The 16,735-nt window shown below is 69.1% G+C and carries 16 protein-coding genes; 10 read left to right on the forward strand and 6 right to left on the reverse strand.

Translation table 11 applies throughout. The features are described from left to right. The first annotated feature begins 276 nt into the window (after positions 1-276). The 4 genes from ATO4_RS28305 to cobJ are packed head-to-tail and all read left to right on the forward strand — an operon-like array spanning position 277 to position 4,929. Entirely contained in the window at positions 277-960 is a 684-nt protein-coding gene (locus ATO4_RS28305; protein WP_245308672.1) for a precorrin-8X methylmutase, read from the forward strand. Further along, on the forward strand, positions 957-2,294 hold the full coding sequence (gene cbiE / locus ATO4_RS09790) for a precorrin-6y C5,15-methyltransferase (decarboxylating) subunit CbiE (protein ID WP_083591335.1): 1,338 nt from the start codon (positions 957-959) through the stop codon (positions 2,292-2,294). Before ATO4_RS28305 ends, cbiE begins: the two co-directional genes overlap by 4 nt. Beyond that, entirely contained in the window at positions 2,291-3,061 is a 771-nt protein-coding gene (gene cobI / locus ATO4_RS09795; protein ID WP_083591336.1) for a precorrin-2 C(20)-methyltransferase, read from the forward strand. Before cbiE ends, cobI begins: the two co-directional genes overlap by 4 nt. Next, positions 3,058-4,929 carry a precorrin-3B C(17)-methyltransferase gene (gene cobJ / locus ATO4_RS09800; protein ID WP_083591337.1) on the forward strand — a complete coding sequence of 624 codons (1,872 nt, stop codon included), beginning with the start codon at positions 3,058-3,060 and terminating at the stop codon, positions 4,927-4,929. The genes cobI and cobJ overlap by 4 nt, the downstream gene beginning before the upstream one ends. Positions 4,930-5,265: 336 nt before the next feature. On the opposite strand, the gene ATO4_RS09810 is transcribed toward cobJ, so the two are convergent. The 3 genes from ATO4_RS09810 to ATO4_RS09820 all read right to left on the reverse strand — a co-directional run bounded on the left by ATO4_RS09810 (position 5,266) and on the right by ATO4_RS09820 (position 7,223). Then, positions 5,266-5,673, reverse strand: a complete 408-nt coding sequence (locus ATO4_RS09810) for a YraN family protein (RefSeq protein WP_083591339.1) — start codon at positions 5,671-5,673, stop codon at positions 5,266-5,268. Beyond that, positions 5,670-6,563, reverse strand: coding sequence for a 16S rRNA (cytidine(1402)-2'-O)-methyltransferase (gene rsmI, locus ATO4_RS09815; RefSeq protein ID WP_083591340.1), 894 nt, complete (start codon positions 6,561-6,563; stop codon positions 5,670-5,672). The genes ATO4_RS09810 and rsmI overlap by 4 nt, the downstream gene beginning before the upstream one ends. Before the next feature lie 63 nt (positions 6,564-6,626). Then, positions 6,627-7,223 carry a TetR/AcrR family transcriptional regulator gene (locus tag ATO4_RS09820; RefSeq protein WP_083591341.1) on the reverse strand — a complete coding sequence of 199 codons (597 nt, stop codon included), beginning with the start codon at positions 7,221-7,223 and terminating at the stop codon, positions 6,627-6,629. 205 nt (positions 7,224-7,428) lie between these two features. Between ATO4_RS09820 and ATO4_RS09825 the strand changes: the two genes are divergently transcribed. After that, positions 7,429-7,827, forward strand: a complete 399-nt coding sequence (locus tag ATO4_RS09825; protein ID WP_083591342.1) for a RidA family protein — start codon at positions 7,429-7,431, stop codon at positions 7,825-7,827. Positions 7,828-7,948: 121 nt separating this feature from the next. Here the strand turns inward: ATO4_RS09825 and hemW are convergent, their stop codons facing one another. Genes hemW through rph form a run of 3 tightly spaced genes read right to left on the reverse strand, consistent with a single transcriptional unit; the run spans position 7,949 to position 10,528 of the window. Then, positions 7,949-9,142, reverse strand: a complete 1,194-nt coding sequence (hemW, locus tag ATO4_RS09830) for a radical SAM family heme chaperone HemW (protein ID WP_083591380.1) — start codon at positions 9,140-9,142, stop codon at positions 7,949-7,951. A gap of 19 nt (positions 9,143-9,161) precedes the next feature. Beyond that, positions 9,162-9,806: an RdgB/HAM1 family non-canonical purine NTP pyrophosphatase gene (gene rdgB, locus ATO4_RS09835; RefSeq protein WP_083591343.1), complete on the reverse strand. Its 645-nt coding sequence runs from the start codon at positions 9,804-9,806 to the stop codon at positions 9,162-9,164. Further along, a complete protein-coding gene (gene rph, locus ATO4_RS09840) occupies positions 9,806-10,528 on the reverse strand; it encodes a ribonuclease PH (RefSeq protein ID WP_083591344.1) in 723 nt (240 codons plus the stop codon). The genes rdgB and rph overlap by 1 nt, the downstream gene beginning before the upstream one ends. Positions 10,529-10,864: 336 nt before the next feature. Here rph and ATO4_RS09845 point away from each other — a divergent pair, with 336 nt between their 5' ends. From ATO4_RS09845 to ATO4_RS09865, 5 genes are all read left to right on the forward strand, one after another. After that, positions 10,865-11,482 carry a Uma2 family endonuclease gene (locus ATO4_RS09845; RefSeq protein ID WP_176222930.1) on the forward strand — a complete coding sequence of 206 codons (618 nt, stop codon included), beginning with the start codon at positions 10,865-10,867 and terminating at the stop codon, positions 11,480-11,482. Between the two features lie 106 nt (positions 11,483-11,588). Beyond that, a complete protein-coding gene (locus ATO4_RS09850; protein WP_083591346.1) occupies positions 11,589-12,821 on the forward strand; it encodes an FAD-dependent oxidoreductase in 1,233 nt (410 codons plus the stop codon). Positions 12,822-12,951: 130 nt separating this feature from the next. Beyond that, positions 12,952-14,034 carry a heat-inducible transcriptional repressor HrcA gene (hrcA, locus tag ATO4_RS09855; protein ID WP_245308663.1) on the forward strand — a complete coding sequence of 361 codons (1,083 nt, stop codon included), beginning with the start codon at positions 12,952-12,954 and terminating at the stop codon, positions 14,032-14,034. 184 nt (positions 14,035-14,218) lie between these two features. Beyond that, positions 14,219-14,917 carry a nucleotide exchange factor GrpE gene (grpE, locus tag ATO4_RS09860; RefSeq protein WP_139802358.1) on the forward strand — a complete coding sequence of 233 codons (699 nt, stop codon included), beginning with the start codon at positions 14,219-14,221 and terminating at the stop codon, positions 14,915-14,917. Positions 14,918-15,087: 170 nt separating this feature from the next. Further along, positions 15,088-16,575, forward strand: a complete 1,488-nt coding sequence (locus tag ATO4_RS09865; RefSeq protein WP_083591349.1) for a replicative DNA helicase — start codon at positions 15,088-15,090, stop codon at positions 16,573-16,575. Positions 16,576-16,735: the final 160 nt, after the last annotated feature.

A 16,735-nucleotide genomic window follows, 5' to 3' on the forward strand; every position in this document is an offset into this window, starting at 1 on the left:
TGGCCGTTCGAGACGAGGTTCGCCGAGGCGATCGCGGCGCCCATCGTCCTGGCCGAGATCTATCCGGGGCTGGTCGACATCGAGAAGGGCGAGAAGTCCTGTCTCGACGAGGCGCAGGTCGACACGCTCGCCGAGCTCTTCGCAAGGCTCGACGCCGCCGACCGCTTCGGTCCGCTGCTCGACGTGCCGCGCGATCTGTCGGAGGACGATCTCGTCGCGGTGCTGGACGAGGAGGGCTGGATCGTCGGCCTCGACCAGCTGCAGGACGCCAGTCTGGTGGCCGAAGAGGGCGGCGACTTCGAGGACTTCGCCAATGGCCTTGGCGGCGATTCCTATCTGAAGGACCCGGCGGCGATCTATGCCGAGAGCTTTCGGATCATTCGCGAGGAGGCCGACTTCTCCGGCGTTCCGGCCGAGGCGGAAGCGCTCGCCGTGCGGATGATCCATGCCTGCGGCATGACCGACATCGTCGCCGACCTCACCGTATCGGAAGGCGCCATTGCGGCCGGCAAGGCGGCGCTGGAGGCCGGCGCGCCGATCCTGTGCGACAGCGAGATGGTGGCCCATGGCATCATCAGTGCCAACCTGAAGCAGCAGAACAAGATCGTCTGCCGGATCACCGACCCGCGCACCCGCCGCATCGCCGAGAAGAACGCCACCACCCGCTCGGCGGCGCAGGTCGACCTTTGGTCCGACGATCTGCTGGACGGGGCGATCGTCGCCATCGGCAACGCGCCGACCGCGCTCTACCGCCTGCTTGAACGGCTCGACGAGGGGGCGCCGCGACCGGCGCTGATCATCGGCCTGCCGGTCGGCTTCGTCGGCGCGGCCGAATCCAAGGCGGCGCTCCTCGCCGATTCCCGCGGCGTGCCCTTCGTCACGGTCTCCGGCAGGCGCGGCGGCTCGGCACTGGCCGCCAGCGCCGTCAACGCCCTCGCCATCGGTGCGGATGGATCATGAGCGATCCGGTCCGTCCCTGGCTGTCCGGCAAGGCCGACGCGAATGACGACGGGCGGGAGCCGCGCGGCGGAGACGGGCCTTGGCTGACCATCGTCGGCATCGGTGACGGCGGCCTCGCCTCGCTCACCGGCGAGGCGCTGAATGCCCTCGACCATGCGACGACGATCTTCGGCGGCGAGCGCCATCTCGCCATACTCGGCGAGACCGCGGCCGAGACGATCGTCTGGGAGACGCCCTTTTCCGCAGCGCTCGACCGCCTGCTCGAGCGCGCCGGCAAGCCGACCGTGGTGCTCGCCACCGGCGATCCCATGTGGTTCGGCGTCGGCGCGACGCTTGCCCGCCATGTCGCGGCGGAGGCCATGCGGGTCCTGCCGGCGCCGTCGGCCTTCTCGCTGGCCGCGGCGAAACTCGGCTGGCCGCTGCAGGCGACCGCCTGCCTGACGGTGCACGGCCGGCCCGTCGACCAGCTGTCGCGCCATCTCTTTCCCGGCGAGAAGCTGCTGGTCCTGTCCGAGGACGGTGCCTCGCCGCGCGAGATCGCGCGGCTCCTGACCAGCCGCGGCTTCGGCCAGAGCCGGATGGTCGTGATGGAGCATCTCGGCGGCGAGCGCGAGCAGGTCCGCGAGACGCTGGCGGCCGGCTACGACCTCGAGGACGAGGCCGACCTCAATCTGGTGGCCATCCTCTGCGTCGCGGGGCGCGCGGCGACGCCGCGCCCGACGGTGGCGGGGCTGCCCGACGACGCCTTCGTCCACGACGGCAAGATGACCAAGCGGACGCTGCGGGCGTTGGCGATCGCCGCGCTGGAGCCGATGCCCGGGGCGCTGCTCTGGGACGTCGGCGCAGGGGCCGGCTCGGTCGCGGTCGAGTGGCTGCGGGCCGCCGGGCGGACCCGCGCGGTCGCCATCGAGCCGAAGCCGGAGCGCTGCGCGATGATCGCCGAGAACGCCGCGACGCTCGGCGTGCCGGAACTCCTTCTCGTCGAGGGCAGCGCGCCGGAGGCCTATGGGGGGCTCGAGGCACCCGACGCGGTGTTCATCGGCGGCGGCCTGTCGGACGGCGTCTTCGACGCCGCCTGGGAGGCGCTGAAGCCGGGCGGGCGGATGGTCGCCCATGCCGTGACGCTGGAATCCGAGGCGATGCTGATCGAGATGCACGGGCGGTTGGGGGGCGAGCTGATGCGCATCGCCATCGACCGCGCCGAAAAGGTCGGGCCGTTCCGCGGGCTGAAGCCCTCGATGCCGGTGATCCACTGGCACGTGACGAAGCCCTATCCGAAGCTCGTCCCGATGGCCGATCCGGGGCCGGCGAACGGGTCGGGGCAGGCCGGATGAGTGGGACGCTTTATGGCCTCGGCGTCGGCCCGGGCGATCCGGAGCTGGTGACGCTGAAGGCCCACCGGATCCTTCGGGCCGCGCCCGTCGTGGCCTATCCGGCGCCCGACCACGGCACGAGCTTCGCGCGCTCGATCGTCGCCGGCTTTCTGACGGGCGACCAGGAGGAGATCCCGATCGTCGTGCCGATGCGGGTCGAGCGCTTTCCGGCAGCCGAAGTCTACGACGCGGCGGCGGCGACGATCGCGGCGCGGCTGGAGGCGGGCCTCGACGTCGCCGTCCTCTGCGAGGGCGATCCGTTCTTCTACGGCTCGTTCATGTACTTGTTCGAGCGCCTCGCCGAGCGCCACGAGGTGGTGATCGTGCCCGGCGTCGCCTCGCCCATGGCGGCGGCGGCGCGGGCCCTCCGGCCGCTGTCGGCCCGCAACGACATCCTCACCGTCATTCCCGGGCCGCTCGACGACGAGGCGCTGGCCGACAGGCTGCTCCATGCCGAGGCCTTCGTCATCATGAAGCTCGGCCGGCATTTCGACCGGGTCCGCGCCCTGATCGAGAGGCTCGGCCTGATGGACCGGTCGGTCTATTGCGAACGCGTGACCCTCGACGAGGAGCGTGTCCTGCCGCTCGCGGACGTGACGGGGGCCGCACCGTATTTTTCGATGATCCTCGGCTACCGGGGCGCCGAGCCGGCGATCGCCCGGCGCTACGGACTCGACGCGGCGCGGAAGCCGCAGATCATCCCTGAAAGCGAGAAAGGCCCGGCGTGAGCGCTGAGCGAGACCAGACACCTGCCGTCATCCACCTGACCGAAGCCGCCCGGCCCCTCGCCGGGAACATCGCCGCGGCGATCGGCGGCGAGGCCATCGGGCTTGGAGCACGGGCAGAGGGAATGGCCGGCGACGGCGGGCCGGGCGTCGCGGAGGCGATCCGGGCGCTGTTTTCGGAGGGCCGCCCGATCGTCGCCCTGATGGCGAGCGGCGCCCTGATCCGCATCCTGGCGCCGCTCCTCGCCGATAAGCGGGCGGAGCCGCCGGTGGTGGTGGTCGCGGAGGACGGCTCGGCCGTGGTGCCGCTGCTCGGCGGACATCACGGCGCCAATGATCTGGCGCGGACGATCGCGGCGGTGACGGCCGGTGTCGCGGCGGTGACGACGGCCGGCGACGTGAAGTTCGGCGCGGCGCTGGACGCGCCGCCCGCAGGCTACGTCCTGGAGAATCCGGAGGACGCCAAGGCGGTGATGGCGGCACTGGTCGCCGGCGGTGCGGCCGAGCTGGAGGGCAAGGCCCCGTGGCTGGAGCAATCCCGGATCCCGTTTGCCCAAGCCGGTGCAAACTCCCCGAGCGCAGCCGTGCAGATCGCCGTTTCGACCGCCGCTCGCGGGCCGCGGCCGAACGAACTCCTCTACCGGCCGCAGACCCTCGTTCTCGGCCTCGGCGCCGAGCGCGGCGCACCGGTCGGCGAGGCGATCGCGCTGGCCGAGGCGGTGCTTGCCGAGGCCGGCGTCAGCCGCCTGTCGCTCGCCGCCGTCGCCAGCCTCGACGTCAAGGCCGACGAGGCGGCGGTGCATGCGGTGGCGGCGCATTTCGGCGTGCCGGCGCGGTTCTTTTCCGCAGCGCGGCTCGAAGACGAAGCGCCGCGGCTGCAGAACCCGTCGGACGTCGTCTTCGCCGAGGTCGGCTGCCACGGCGTCGCCGAGGGCGCGGCGCTGGCAGGTGTCGGGGCCGGCGGCAGCCTGCGGCTCGCCAAGCGCAAGTCGAGGCGTGTCACCGCCGCGCTGGGCGAGGCGGCCGAACCGGTCGATCCGAAGACCATCGGCCGGGCGCGGGGGACGCTCTTCGTCGTCGGCATCGGACCCGGCAGCGAGGCCTGGCGCTCGCCGGAGGTGAGCCGCATGGTGGCCGCCTCCAGCGATCTCGTCGGCTATTCGCTCTATCTCGACCTCCTCGGGCCGCTGGCGGCGAAGAAGACCCGACACGACTTCGACCTCGGCAAGGAAGAGGCGCGGGTGCGCCACGCCATGGAACTCGCCGGCGAGGGGCGCAGCGTCGCGCTGGTCTGTTCGGGCGACGCCGGCATCTACGCCATGGCGACGCTGGTCTTCGAGCTCCTCGACAAGGGCGACGTCTCGGATGCGGCCAAGCGGATCGAAATCGTCAATTCGCCCGGCATCTCGGCGCTGCAGGGTGCGGCGGCGCGGGCCGGCGCACCGCTCGGCCACGACTTCTGCACGATCTCGCTGTCGGACCTCCTCACCCCCTGGGAGGACATCCAGCGCCGGGTGACGGCGGCGGCAGAGGGCGATTTCGTCATCGCCTTCTATAATCCCGTCTCCAAGAAGCGCCGCACCCAGCTCGCCTTTGCAAGGGACGTTCTCCTCGAGCATCGGCCCGCCGACACGCCGGTGATCCTCGCCACCAATCTCGGCCGGGACGGCGAGAGCGTGCGCATCGTGCCGCTGGCGGAGCTGAACGTCGACGACGTCGACATGCTGACGGTGGTGATCGTCGGCTCGTCGAACACGCGGGTGGTCACAACCGGGGACGGGAAGCGCTGGGCCTATACGCCGCGCGGCTATGCGCGGAAGGCGGGGACGGGGATCGAGGGCGGGTATTCTGGCGCAGCCTCGTTGAAGTAGCCTCTCATCGTGAGGCCGGGTCGCAGACCGGCGGAGCCTCGCAGGGCGAGGGTTGCTTGGCGCGACCTGCGTGGAATTGGGATTTTGGCCAGTGGCGAGGCGACGTCGTACCCCCCTCTGTCCTGCCGGACATCTCCCCCACAAGGAGGGAGATCGGCTTGGCGGTTGTGCCGCGGCCATCTTCAAACGTCGAATTCGGCGCAGCCGTCGAGAAAGAGGCGCCGGAGATCGAAGCTGCTGATCTCCCCCCTCGAGGGGGAGATGTCCGGCAGGACAGAGGGGGGCGCGAAGGGCCCGGCGGTCAAGAACTGAAGTGCTTGGACGAGTCCGTCCGCCCTACCACCGCCCCCGCCAGGCATCCGTCACATGCACCGGCCAGCGCCGCGGCAGGACGGCGACGATGTCGAAGCGGATCGACAGGCGGGCATGGTCCTTCTGCCTGGCCAGCCAGAGGTCGGCGGCGCCCTCGATGCGCCGCTGGGCGCTGGGGCCGACGGCGTCCATCGCGGCGGCAAGTGTCGGCCGGGCCTTCACCTCGACGATGGCGACGAGATCGCCGCGCCGGGCGACGATGTCGATCTCGCCGAGCTTGGTGCGGTACTGCCGGGCCACGATGCGGTAGCCCTTCAGCCGCAATGCCCACGCGGCGAGGGTTTCGCCGCGATGGCCGCGTCCGAGATGGCGGCGCCGGCGAACCGTCTCGACGCCCTCGGCGCCACGTCCGGGGGCGCCGTCTCGGCTCATTTGCCCTTCATTTCCAGCGCCCGCTGGTAGAGATCGCGGCGGGGAAGGCCGGTCAGCCTCGCCGCCTCCTGGGCGGCCTTGGTCGGCTTCATTTCCACCAGAAGACCAGCGAGGATCTCGTCGGCATCGGCCTGGCTGGCCGCGCCGTCTGCGGGCGGTGGGGCGATGCAGACGACGATCTCGCCGCGCACCTCCGCCATCTCGGAAAATTGCGTCGCCAGATCCGGCAGGAGGCCGCGATAGATGGTCTCGTGCAGCTTGGTCAACTCCCGGCAGACGGCGGCCTCGCGCTCCGGGAATATTTCGGCCATGGCGGCGAGGCTGGCGGCGATGCGGTGCGGCGCCTCGAAGAGGATGAGCGTGCCGGGCACCCGCACGAGTTCCTCCAGCCGCTCGGCCCGCGCCTTTTCCTTCTGGGGCAGGAAGCCGGCGAAGAAGAAGGCGTCCGACGGCAGGCCGGAGGCCAGAAGCGCCGTCGTCACCGCCGAGGCGCCGGGGATCGGCACGACCTTGACGCCGGCCTCGTAGGCGCTCTGCACCAGCCGGTAGCCGGGATCGGAGACCAGCGGCGTGCCGGCATCCGAGACCAGCGCCACCGATCCGCCTGCCTGCACGACCTCGATCAGGGCCGGGCCCGCCGTTTCCGCATTGTGCTCGTGATAGGGCGTCATCCGCCGCTCGATGGCAAAGCGCTGCAGCAGCTTGCCGGTCACCCGCGTATCCTCGCAGGCGAGACGGTCGGCGCCGGCGATGATCTCCAGCGCGCGCAGCGTCACGTCGCCGAGATTGCCGATGGGCGTCGCGACCAGATAGAGCGCCGGCTCGGGGCGCGGCGCGGCGCGGGCCTGGCCGAAGACGGTGAAGCGGGGCGGGGCGGATGGGTCTGTCATTCTGTTGGTCTACACGAACGAGCACCGTTTGAGGACATCGGCGATCCACGCCCCCCGCATCCCTCAGACGTCGGCCGCCCGCAATCCCGAGGCGAGAAGGAGGAAGGCGTCGACGGCCTTGCCATGGACCGCACGGGGATCCTTCGCCGCGGCGATCCAGAGGGCCGCATTCAGCGCGGCACCGTTGATCAGCCGCGCGGCCGCTTCGGGATCGACCGGCCGCAGCGTCCCCTCCGCGACGAGGGCCTCGATCGTCTCGGCAGTCGCCTTCAGGCAGGCGGTCTGGTTCGGCCACTGGGACGGATCGCCCAGCACGGCGGGGCCGTCCAGCAGCATGATGCGCTGGATTTCCGGCTCCAGCGCCATCTCGATATAGGCGATCCCTTCGGCCAGGAAGCCGAGCCACGGCGTCTCCGCCCTTTGTCTGGCGAGCCGCATGCGCGCCAGCATCTCCGCATCGATCTGGTCGATCACGGCCTGGAGGAGGCCCTTCTTGTCACCGAAATTGTGGTAGAGCGCGCCGCGCGTCAGCCCGGCCCCGGCCGTCAGCTCGTCCATGGAGGCGCCGGCATAGCCCTGTTCGGCGAAGGCCCTTCGCGCGGCGGACAGGAGCTTTGCACGGGTTTCCGCGACCATCTGAGCTCGCCGACCTTCGGCCATGTTCGGTTTCCTCATGTTCATGCGGCCGCATGCTATTGACATACGCCTCGTATGTTAGCAAATTTGACGTACGAGGCGTATGTAAAACGTCCCGCCGCAAGTTTCCACGTCGGATCCCTCGATATGGGGTGGACGACGGAGATGCTCATGAACTCTCCCGGCGATGCCGAGGGGGTCGAAACAACGGTTTCAAAGGACCTCGGCCATGGCCAAGCGCGACGCGATCTATCCTGCCGGACGACAGGCTCTCTACGACATCAACCGCTATTCCGCAGCGATCCGCTCCGGCGACCTGCTCTTCGTGTCCGGCCAGGTCGGCAGCCGCGAAGACGGCTCTGCCGAGCCGGATTTTCCCGCCCAGGTGCAGCGCGCCTTCGACAACCTCGCGGCAGTGCTGGAGGCCGCAGGATGCGGCTTCGACGACGTCGTCGACGTTACGACGTTTCACACCGACCCGGAACGCCAGTTCGATGCGGTGCACGTCGCGCGCTCGAAGGTGTTCGCCGACAAGCCTTATCCGAACTGGACCGCGGTCGGGGTCAACTGGCTGGCGGGCTTCGACTTCGAGATCAAGGTGATCGCCCGGATTCCGAAAGCCGCCTGACCGCCGAGGACACGCAGCGGGCCGCGGCAACCACCAAGGTGCCGCCGTCCGCTGCGCCTGCAACGGTCGTCGGCCGCCGACACGCTTGCGACGCGGTGACCAGGCCGTCAGGCCGCGCCTCTCACGCCAGATCGGCCACCACCGCGTCGAGCACCAGCATCCCCGCCGGCGTCGCGCGGATGCGGTCCGGGCCGAGGCGCTCTATCATGCCGTGATGGGCGAGGTCGGCCTCGCTCGCCTTGTCGATGTCGCGGCCGGCGAGCTTGCGCCAGCGGCAGAGGTCGATGCCCTCGGTGAGGCGCAGGCCCATCAGGAGCAACTCGTCGGCCTGTTCCTCGAGCGATAGGGCCTCGTCGGTGACGGCGCCGGAATCCCAGCTCTCGACCATCTTCAGCCAGGTCTCGGGCAGCGGCTCGTTGGCGATGGCGTGCCGCGCGCCGTTCTCCCCCTTCAGCCTGCCATGGGCGCCGGGGCCGACGCCGGCATAGAACCCGTAGCGCCAATAGGTCAGGTTGTGGCGCGACTCCGCGCCGGGCACCGCATGGTTGGAGATCTCGTAGGCCGGCAGGCCGCGGGCGGCGGTGATCTGCTGCGTCGCCTCGTAGAGATCGGCCGAGAGCTCGCCGTCCGGCACGATCAGCTTGCCGGCTTTGTGCAGATCGAAGAAGGGCGTGCCCATCTCGATGGTCAGCTGGTAGAGCGACAGGTGGTCGGCGGCGAGATCGATCGCCTGGTTCAGCTCCGCCTCCCAGGCCTCGACGGTCTGGTTCGGCCGCGCATAGATCAGGTCGAAGGAGAGGCGGGGAAAGATCTCGCGGGCGAGCCGGATGGCTTCGAGCGCGGCGGCGACGTCGTGCAGGCGGCCGAGACGGCGAAGGTCGGGATCGTTCAGGGCCTGGACGCCGAGGGAGACGCGGTTGACGCCCGCCGCCCGGTAGCCGCGAAAGCGCGAGGCCTCGACGCTGGAGGGGTTGGCCTCCAGCGTGATCTCGGCGTCGGGCGCGATCGTCCAGTTTTCGGCCACGGCTTCGAGGATCGCCCCGACGGTTTCCGGGGCCATCAGGCTGGGCGTGCCGCCGCCGAAGAAGATCGAGGTGACGAGTTCGCCTTTCGAGCGCCGGGCCGCCTCCTTCAGTTCGCGCGTGAAGGCGGCGACGTAGCGCGGCTGGTCGATGGCGGATCGCCGGACATGGCTGTTGAAGTCGCAATAGGGGCATTTGGCCGCGCAGAACGGCCAATGCACATAGACCCCGAAGCCCGGCGCGGCAGGCGTCCTGGCGAAGGGGAGGACCCCGGCTGTCCGGTGCGGCGACATCAGGTTCATCGGACCCCTCTCATTCCACCCCGAGGGCGAGCTTGGCGAATTTCTGGAACGCCCGCGCCCGGTGCGACAGGGCGGTCGCCTGGCCGGGAACCCAGGCGTGCTTTTCCGCCGACATCATCTCGCCGAAGGTCCGGCTCTCGCCGTCCGGCAGGAAGATCGGGTCGTAGCCGAAGCCCTTGTCGCCGACCGGCGGCCAGACGACCGTGCCGTCCACCTCGCCGCGGAAGAACATCGGCTCATGGCCGGGTCTTGCGAGGCAGAGGACGGCGACGAAGGTCGCCTTGCGCTTGTCCGGCGTCGTCGCGCCGGCGGCCTGGAGCTTCTCCTCGACGTTGCGCATCGCCATGGCGAAGTCGCGGTCCGGCCCGCCCCAGCGGGCCGAATAGATGCCGGGGGCGCCGTTCAGGGCCTCGATGGCGATGCCGCTGTCGTCCGACAGCGAGGCGAGCCCGGTCGCCTCCATGGCCGCCAGCGCCTTGATCGCGGCATTTTCCTCAAAGGTCGTGCCGGTCTCTTCCGGGTCGTCGAGACCCTTGTCGGCGGCCGAGGTCACCGCGAAGCCGAACGGCTCCATCAGCTCGCGGAACTCCCAGATCTTGCCCTTGTTGTGGCTGGCGACGAGCAGCGGCCCGTCTTCCGGCGTCAGAAGCGGCATCAGTGCTCTCCGAGAACCTGGCGCTGCGTCGCGACCAGTTCGTTGATCCCCTTGCGGGCGAGCTTCAGGAGTTCGAGGAACTCGTCTTCCGAGAACGGCGCCCCCTCGGCGGTGCCCTGGATCTCGACGATGCCGCCGGCCCCGGTCATGACGAAATTGGCGTCGGTCTCGGCGGTGGAATCCTCCGCATAGTCGAGGTCGAGCACCGGCTGGTTCTTGTAGATGCCGCAGGAGACCGCCGCGACATGGCCCTGGAGGACGTCGTGGCGCTTCACCATCGAGCGCTCCTCCATCCATTTCAGGCATTCCGACAGCGCCACGAAGCCGCCGGTGATTGCCGCCGTGCGGGTGCCGCCATCGGCCTGGAGGACGTCGCAATCGACGGTGATCTGGCGCTCGCCGAGGGCCTGGAGGTCGACGATGGAGCGCAGGGAACGGCCGATGAGACGCTGGATCTCCTGGGTGCGGCCGGACTGCTTGCCCTGGGCGGCCTCGCGGCGCATGCGCTCGCCGGTGGCCCGCGGCAGCATGCCGTATTCCGCCGTCACCCAGCCCTTGCCGGTGTTCTTCAGGAACGGCGGCACGCGCTCTTCCAGGCTCGCCATGCACAGCACCTCGGTGTTGCCGAAGCGCACGAGGCAGGAGCCTTCCGCATGGCGCGAGACGCCGGTGTCCATCGAGACGTCGCGCATGGCGTCGTTGGGGCGTTTGGAAGGGCGCATGGGTGGCTCGCTTTTGCTTCGAATTTGAATGGTTAACGGAGTGTTATTGCGCCGGGCTTGTATCGGGAAAGCGGCAGGCACGCAAAGGCTTCGGGACGGGTTTCTGCGGGGCGTCGCGCCGCCTGCGCCACTGCGCGACGAGGCACGGCCCGATGGGTCTTGCGACCCGGCCGGGCGCGGACGACGAGGCTGCGACGATGGCGCCGCGTTCTCGGACCGGAGCATCAGGCGATCCGCGATCGCGCCAGCCCGAAACGGTGGCTTCCGCCCCTGTTGTTGCCCGGTCGCCGACCCGCGCGTATGCTGGACGCCTCGACGTTGACGAATGGGGGTCGCGTGGCTTTCCCGGAGCAGGAACTCGTGTCGGCGGAGCAGTTCCTCCGGTGGATCCGTGCCGAGGAGGACCGCTTCGAACTCGTCGACGGCCGGATCGTCAGGATGATGACGGGGGCCAAGCAGAGCCACAACGTCGTCACCGCGAACATCGTTGCGGCGTTGTTGCCGCAGGCTCGGCCCGGCGGTTGCCGGACGACGGCGAACGACACCGCGGTCCGGACCGGGCCGGGGTCCGTTCGCTATCCGGACGTCGTGGTGGATTGCGGGCCGAGCGATCCCGATGCGCTCGAAGCGTCCTCTCCGACGCTGGTCGTGGAGGTGGCGTCTCCGGGGACGTCGGCCATCGACGCGACCGACAAGCTCGACGAGTACCAGGGCCATGGCGACGTCCGGCTCATCCTGTTCGTCGATCCCGACAGGGTCTCGGTCAAGCTCTACAGGCGAGGCGAGGGCGGTCGCTGGGAGATCGAGAAATACGACGATCTCGCTCAGGGCATCGCGCTTCCCGAGATCGGCGGATCGCGGGCACTCGGCGACATCTACGCGGCGCTGGATCCTGCGCCGCCGCCGCGGCTGCGGCTGGTCGACGTGTCCGGAACGGGTCGCGCCGGTCCGTGATGAGCGAGGGCGGATGGCCCGTCCCGCGCCGCAAAAACTGCTTGCTCTCCCCGATGGGCCAACTACCCTTTCGCGCCAGTACCTGAGTCGAAAGGACAAAACAGCCATGACCGACGTGATCGTGCTCGGCGCCGGCATGGCGGGCGTGGGCGCCGCCCTGGCGCTGCAGGCCGAGGGCAGGACCGTCGTCGTCGTCGACCGGCAGCCGAAATTTGCCGGCGAGACGAGCTACGGCAATGCCGGCATCATCCAGTCCGAGGCGGTCGAGCCCTATGCCATGCCGACCGACGTGCCCTCGCTGATCGCCATCGCCCTGAAGCGCACCAACGACGTCGAATGGAACGTCGAATCGGTCCTCGGCGAACTGCGCAGCCTGTTCGGATATTTCCGTCATTCGCAGCCGCGGCGATTGCAGGCGATCACCCGCACCTATGGCACGCTGATCCGGCGCTCGCGCGAGGACCACGCGCCCTACATCGAAGCCGCCGGGGCGGGGGACCTGATCCGTCGGGACGGGTTCCACCAGGCCTACCGCGATGCGGCGAAACTGGCGTCGGCAGTGAAGAAGGCCGAGCGGGTGAACGAGGCCTTCGGCGTCGGCTTCACGGCGCTGGACGCCGCCGGGCTGATGGCGGCCGAGCCGGCCCTCAAGCCGGGTTTTGCCGGGGCCATCCACTGGACCGACAGCTGGTGCTGCTCGAGCCCCGGCGAATTGACCCAGGCCTATGGCGAACTGTTCCTGAAGCGCGGCGGCCGGCTGCTCGACGGCGACGCCGAGACCCTGGCCAAGGACGGTGCCGGCTGGCGGGTCGAGACCGCCGACGGGCCGATCACGGCGCGGGACGTCGTCGTCTGCCTCGGCGCCTGGTCGCCGAAGCTTCTGAAGCGCTTCGGCTACAAGATCCCGATGGTGAGGAAGCGCGGCTATCACCAGCATTTCCGCAACAATCCGCTGGACAAGCCGCTGATGGATGCCTCCGTCGGCGCGGTCTTCGTGCCGATGAAGGCGGGGATGCGCATCACGACGGGCGCCGAGCTGACCGCCATGACGGCGACCCAGAACCTGCGCCAGCTCGCCGAGGCCGAGGCGGGGGCGCGCAAGGTGCTCGACTTCGGCGGACCGGTGGAGAACCGGCCCTGGCATGGCACGCGGCCCTGCATGCCGGACATGCTGCCCGTCGTCGGCAAGGCGCCGCGGCACGACGGGCTGTGGTTCGACTTCGGCCACGGCCACCAGGGCTTCACGCTGGGGCCCACCACCGGCATGCTGCTCGCCGGACTGATGGCCGGACGGGCCGATCCGGTGATGGCCGCGCTGTCGCCGCAGCGCCTCTCTTGAGCGAAACAGGCGGCCTCGGCCACGGGAAGCGACGCCGCGACCATCGGCGCCTTTCATCCGGCCGGGCGCATCCCTATAGTAAGGCCATGGCACATTCGGTTCCCTGCGTTTCATGATGTCCGTCAGTGACTTGGCCAGAATCCAGGTTCCGCCGCTCGACGAGCGCGCCCGCGAGATCTTTCGGCTGATCGTCGAAAGCTATCTCGACCAGGGCGAGCCCGTCGGCTCGCGCATGCTGTCGAAGCTCCTGACGTCGTCGCTCTCGCCGGCCTCCGTGCGCAACGTCATGAGCGACCTCGAAGCGCTCGGCCTGATCTATTCGCCGCATGTCTCGGCGGGGCGGATGCCGACCGAGATCGGCCTGCGCTTCTTCGTCGACGCCTTTCTGGAGGTCGGCGATCTCGCCTCGTCCGAGCGGGAGGCGATCGAGGAGAAGGTCCGTCTCGTCGGTGACGGGCGCGGCGTCGAGAGCCTCCTCACCGAGGCGAGCAATCTCCTGTCCGGCCTGTCGCGCGGGGCCGGCATCGTGGTCACGTCGAAGTCGGACCTGCGGCTGAAGCACATCGAGTTCATCCGCCTCGAGCCGACCAAGGGCCTTGCGGTCCTCGTCGGGGAGAACGGCGAGGTGGAGAACCGCATCTTCGACTTGCCGGCGGGGGTGACGGCCTCGCAGCTCGTGGAGGCGGCGAACTTCCTCAATGCCCATGTCGTCGGGCGCACCCTCGGCGAGGCGCGGACGCGGATCGCATCGCTCAAGGACGAGACGGCGAGCGCGCTCGACCTGTTGTCCCAGGCGCTGGTCGACCAGGGGCTCGCCATCTGGTCGGGCGCCTCCGCCGGCCAGCCGGCGCAGCTGATCGTCAGGGGCCGGGCGAACCTTCTGGAAAACATCTCTGCCTCCGAGGACATCGAGCGCCTGCGCCTGCTCTTCGACGACCTCGAGACCAAGAGCGGCATGATCGAGCTTCTGGGCCTTGCCGAAGGCGGCAACGGCGTGCGGATCTTCATCGGCTCGGAGAACAAGCTGTTCTCGCTGTCGGGATCATCGCTCATCGTCGCGCCCTACAAGGGTGGGACCGAAAATGTCGTCGGCGCCGTCGGCGTCATCGGACCGACGCGGCTGAACTACCGGCGCGTCGTGCCGATGGTGGACTACACGGCGCGGATCGTCTCGCGGCTGCTCCAGCACAAGTCCGGCGACGACGAGGCTTGATTTCCGGGTCCATCAATTCGATATCCCGCTGCGATAACGCATTCGTGCATCGGCCGGACGTCGCCGCTCCGAACGGAACGGCAGGCGGGCCGATCGTGCGTCGAGGCTTCAACGAACGATGGCGACCCTGACGCGTCCGGTGGGCGCGGCGCGTCGTCGGGACGAACGGGATGAAAGAGGGATGATGAGCGACACCGGCAGGAACGACGGCGAGAGCCGCGAGACGAACGTTTCCGAGAACGCCGCTGGCGAGACCGGCGGGGCGTCCGGGACGGCCACGCCGCAGTCCTCCGACTGGAGCGCCGGGGCGGCCTATGACGAGGCTGGCGACGATGCGGAAGCGGGCGAGAACGCCATGGGCGAGAGGATCGCGGCGCTCGAAGCGGAGAATGCCGACGTCAAGGACCGGCTGCTGCGGCTCGCCGCCGACATGGAGAACCTGCGCCGGCGCACCGAGCGCGAGGTCAAGGACGCGCGCACCTATGCGGTGACCAGCTTTGCCCGCGAGATGCTGTCGGTCGCCGACAACCTCTCGCGCGCCCTGGCCGCGGTGCCGGAGGAGCATCGTTCGGACGAGAGCTCGGGGCTGAAGGCGCTGATCGAGGGCGTCGAGATGACCGAGAAGGGTCTCGCCTCGACGCTCGAGAAGCACGGCGTCAGGCGGCTGGAGCCGGAAGGCCAGCGTTTCGACCCGAACTTCCATCAGGCGATGTTCGAGATCCCCAATGCCGACGTTCCGAACGGCACGGTCCTGCAGGTCGTCCAGGCCGGCTATGCCATCGGCGAGCGGGTGCTGCGGCCGGCGATGGTCGGCGTCTCCAAGGGCGGGCCGAAGGCTGCGGCTGGCGAGCCGAAGACCGCCGAGACCGGCGCTGGGCAATAGGCGAGGGGCAATGGGCCGCGGGGGTTTTCCCCGCTGTTAGCCACAGCCTTCGCCTTTATCGCGAACCGACGAAGCCGCCGCATCCCGGCGGCTTCTTTTCTTTGTGGCGAATCGCCGCTTGGTGTAGGCCATCGCCTTTCGGACAATCTTCGCAAAGGGATGCGACGGCGATGGCGGAGCCTGCGCGCAAATTTGAGGAAGAGGCGGCGCTCTATCGCGAGGCGCCGGCCAACATCGAGGCCGAGCAGGCGCTGATCGGCGCCATCCTCGTCAACAACGACGCCTATTACGTCGTCCACGACTTTCTCAAGCCCGATCACTTCTTCGAGCCGATCCACAAGGAGATCTTCGAGAAGACCTCGGAGATGATCCGGATGGGCAAGATCGCCAATCCGGTGACGATCAAGACGTTCCTCGCCGCCAGGGACAAGATCGGCGACATGACCGTCGCCCAGTATCTCGCCCGGCTGGCGGCGGAAGCCACCACGATCATCAACACCCTCGACTATGGCCGGGCCGTCTACGATCTGGCGCTGCGCCGCTCGCTGATCGGCATCGGCGAGGAGATGGTCAACCTCGCCTTCGACGCGCCGCTCGACATGGAGCCCAAGGTGCAGATCGAGGAGGCCGAACGCCGGCTCTTCACCCTCGCCGAGACCGGCCGCTACGACGGCGGTTTCCAGTCCTTTACCGACGCCGTCACCGCCGCGGTTCAGATGGCGACGGCGGCCAAGGACCGCGACGGCGGCCTCTCGGGCATCTCCACCGGCATCATGGCGATGGACCGGCGGCTCGGCGGGCTGCAGCCGTCGGACCTGATCATCCTCGCGGGCCGCCCGGCCATGGGCAAGACCTCGCTCGCCACCAACATCGCCTTCAACATCGCCGCCGCCTACGAGCCGGCGGAGCAGGCGGACGGCTCGTTCAAGGCCAAGAACGGCGGGGTCGTCGGCTTCTTCTCCCTGGAAATGTCGGCCGAGCAGCTGGCCACCCGCATCATTTCCGAGCAGACGGAGATCTCCTCCTCGAAGATCCGCCGAGGCCAGATCAACGACCAGGAGCTGACCAAGTTGATCGCCTGTTCGGAGATGATGCAGCGCCTGCCGCTCTATATCGACCAGACCGGCGGCATTTCGATCGCCCAGCTGTCGGCCCGTGCCCGGCGGCTGAAGCGCCAGCGCGGCCTCGACGTCATGGTGATCGACTACGTCCAGCTGATGCAGGGCTCGTCCAAGGCCTCCGCCCAGAACCGCGTGCAGGAGATCACCGAGATCACCACCGGCCTGAAAGCTTTGGCAAAAGAGCTGTCGGTGCCGATCATCGCCCTGTCGCAGCTGTCGCGCCAGGTGGAATCGCGCGACGACAAGCGTCCGCAGCTGTCGGACCTTCGCGAATCCGGCTCGATCGAGCAGGACGCCGACGTCGTCATGTTCGTCTATCGCGACGAATACTACCTCGCCAACCGCGAGCCCAAGCCCGGCACCGAAGACCATCTGAAATGGGAACAGGCTCTGAACGAGGCCCGCGGCAAGGCCGAGGTGATCATCGCCAAGCAGCGCCATGGCCCGACCGCCACCGTGCCGCTGGCCTTCCAGGCCGAATACACCCGCTTCGCCGACCTTGCCGACGAAACCTATCTGCCGGAGCGGTTCGAGTAGGGCGCGCTTGCGGTCCGCTTTTGGCTGCAGGCGTGAGCCCTAGGCCGCCGACCCCTTTGCCCTCATGGTGAGCTTGTCGAACCACGGGGGTAAAGCTCCAGATCGAGCAAAGCCGCCCCTCGTGGTTCGACAAGCTCACCATGAGGGGCTACTGCGCGGT

Origin of the sequence: Aurantimonas sp. 22II-16-19i (genome assembly GCF_002088275.1) — a bacterium.
In the GTDB taxonomy this organism is placed as follows: domain Bacteria; phylum Pseudomonadota; class Alphaproteobacteria; order Rhizobiales; family Rhizobiaceae; genus Jiella.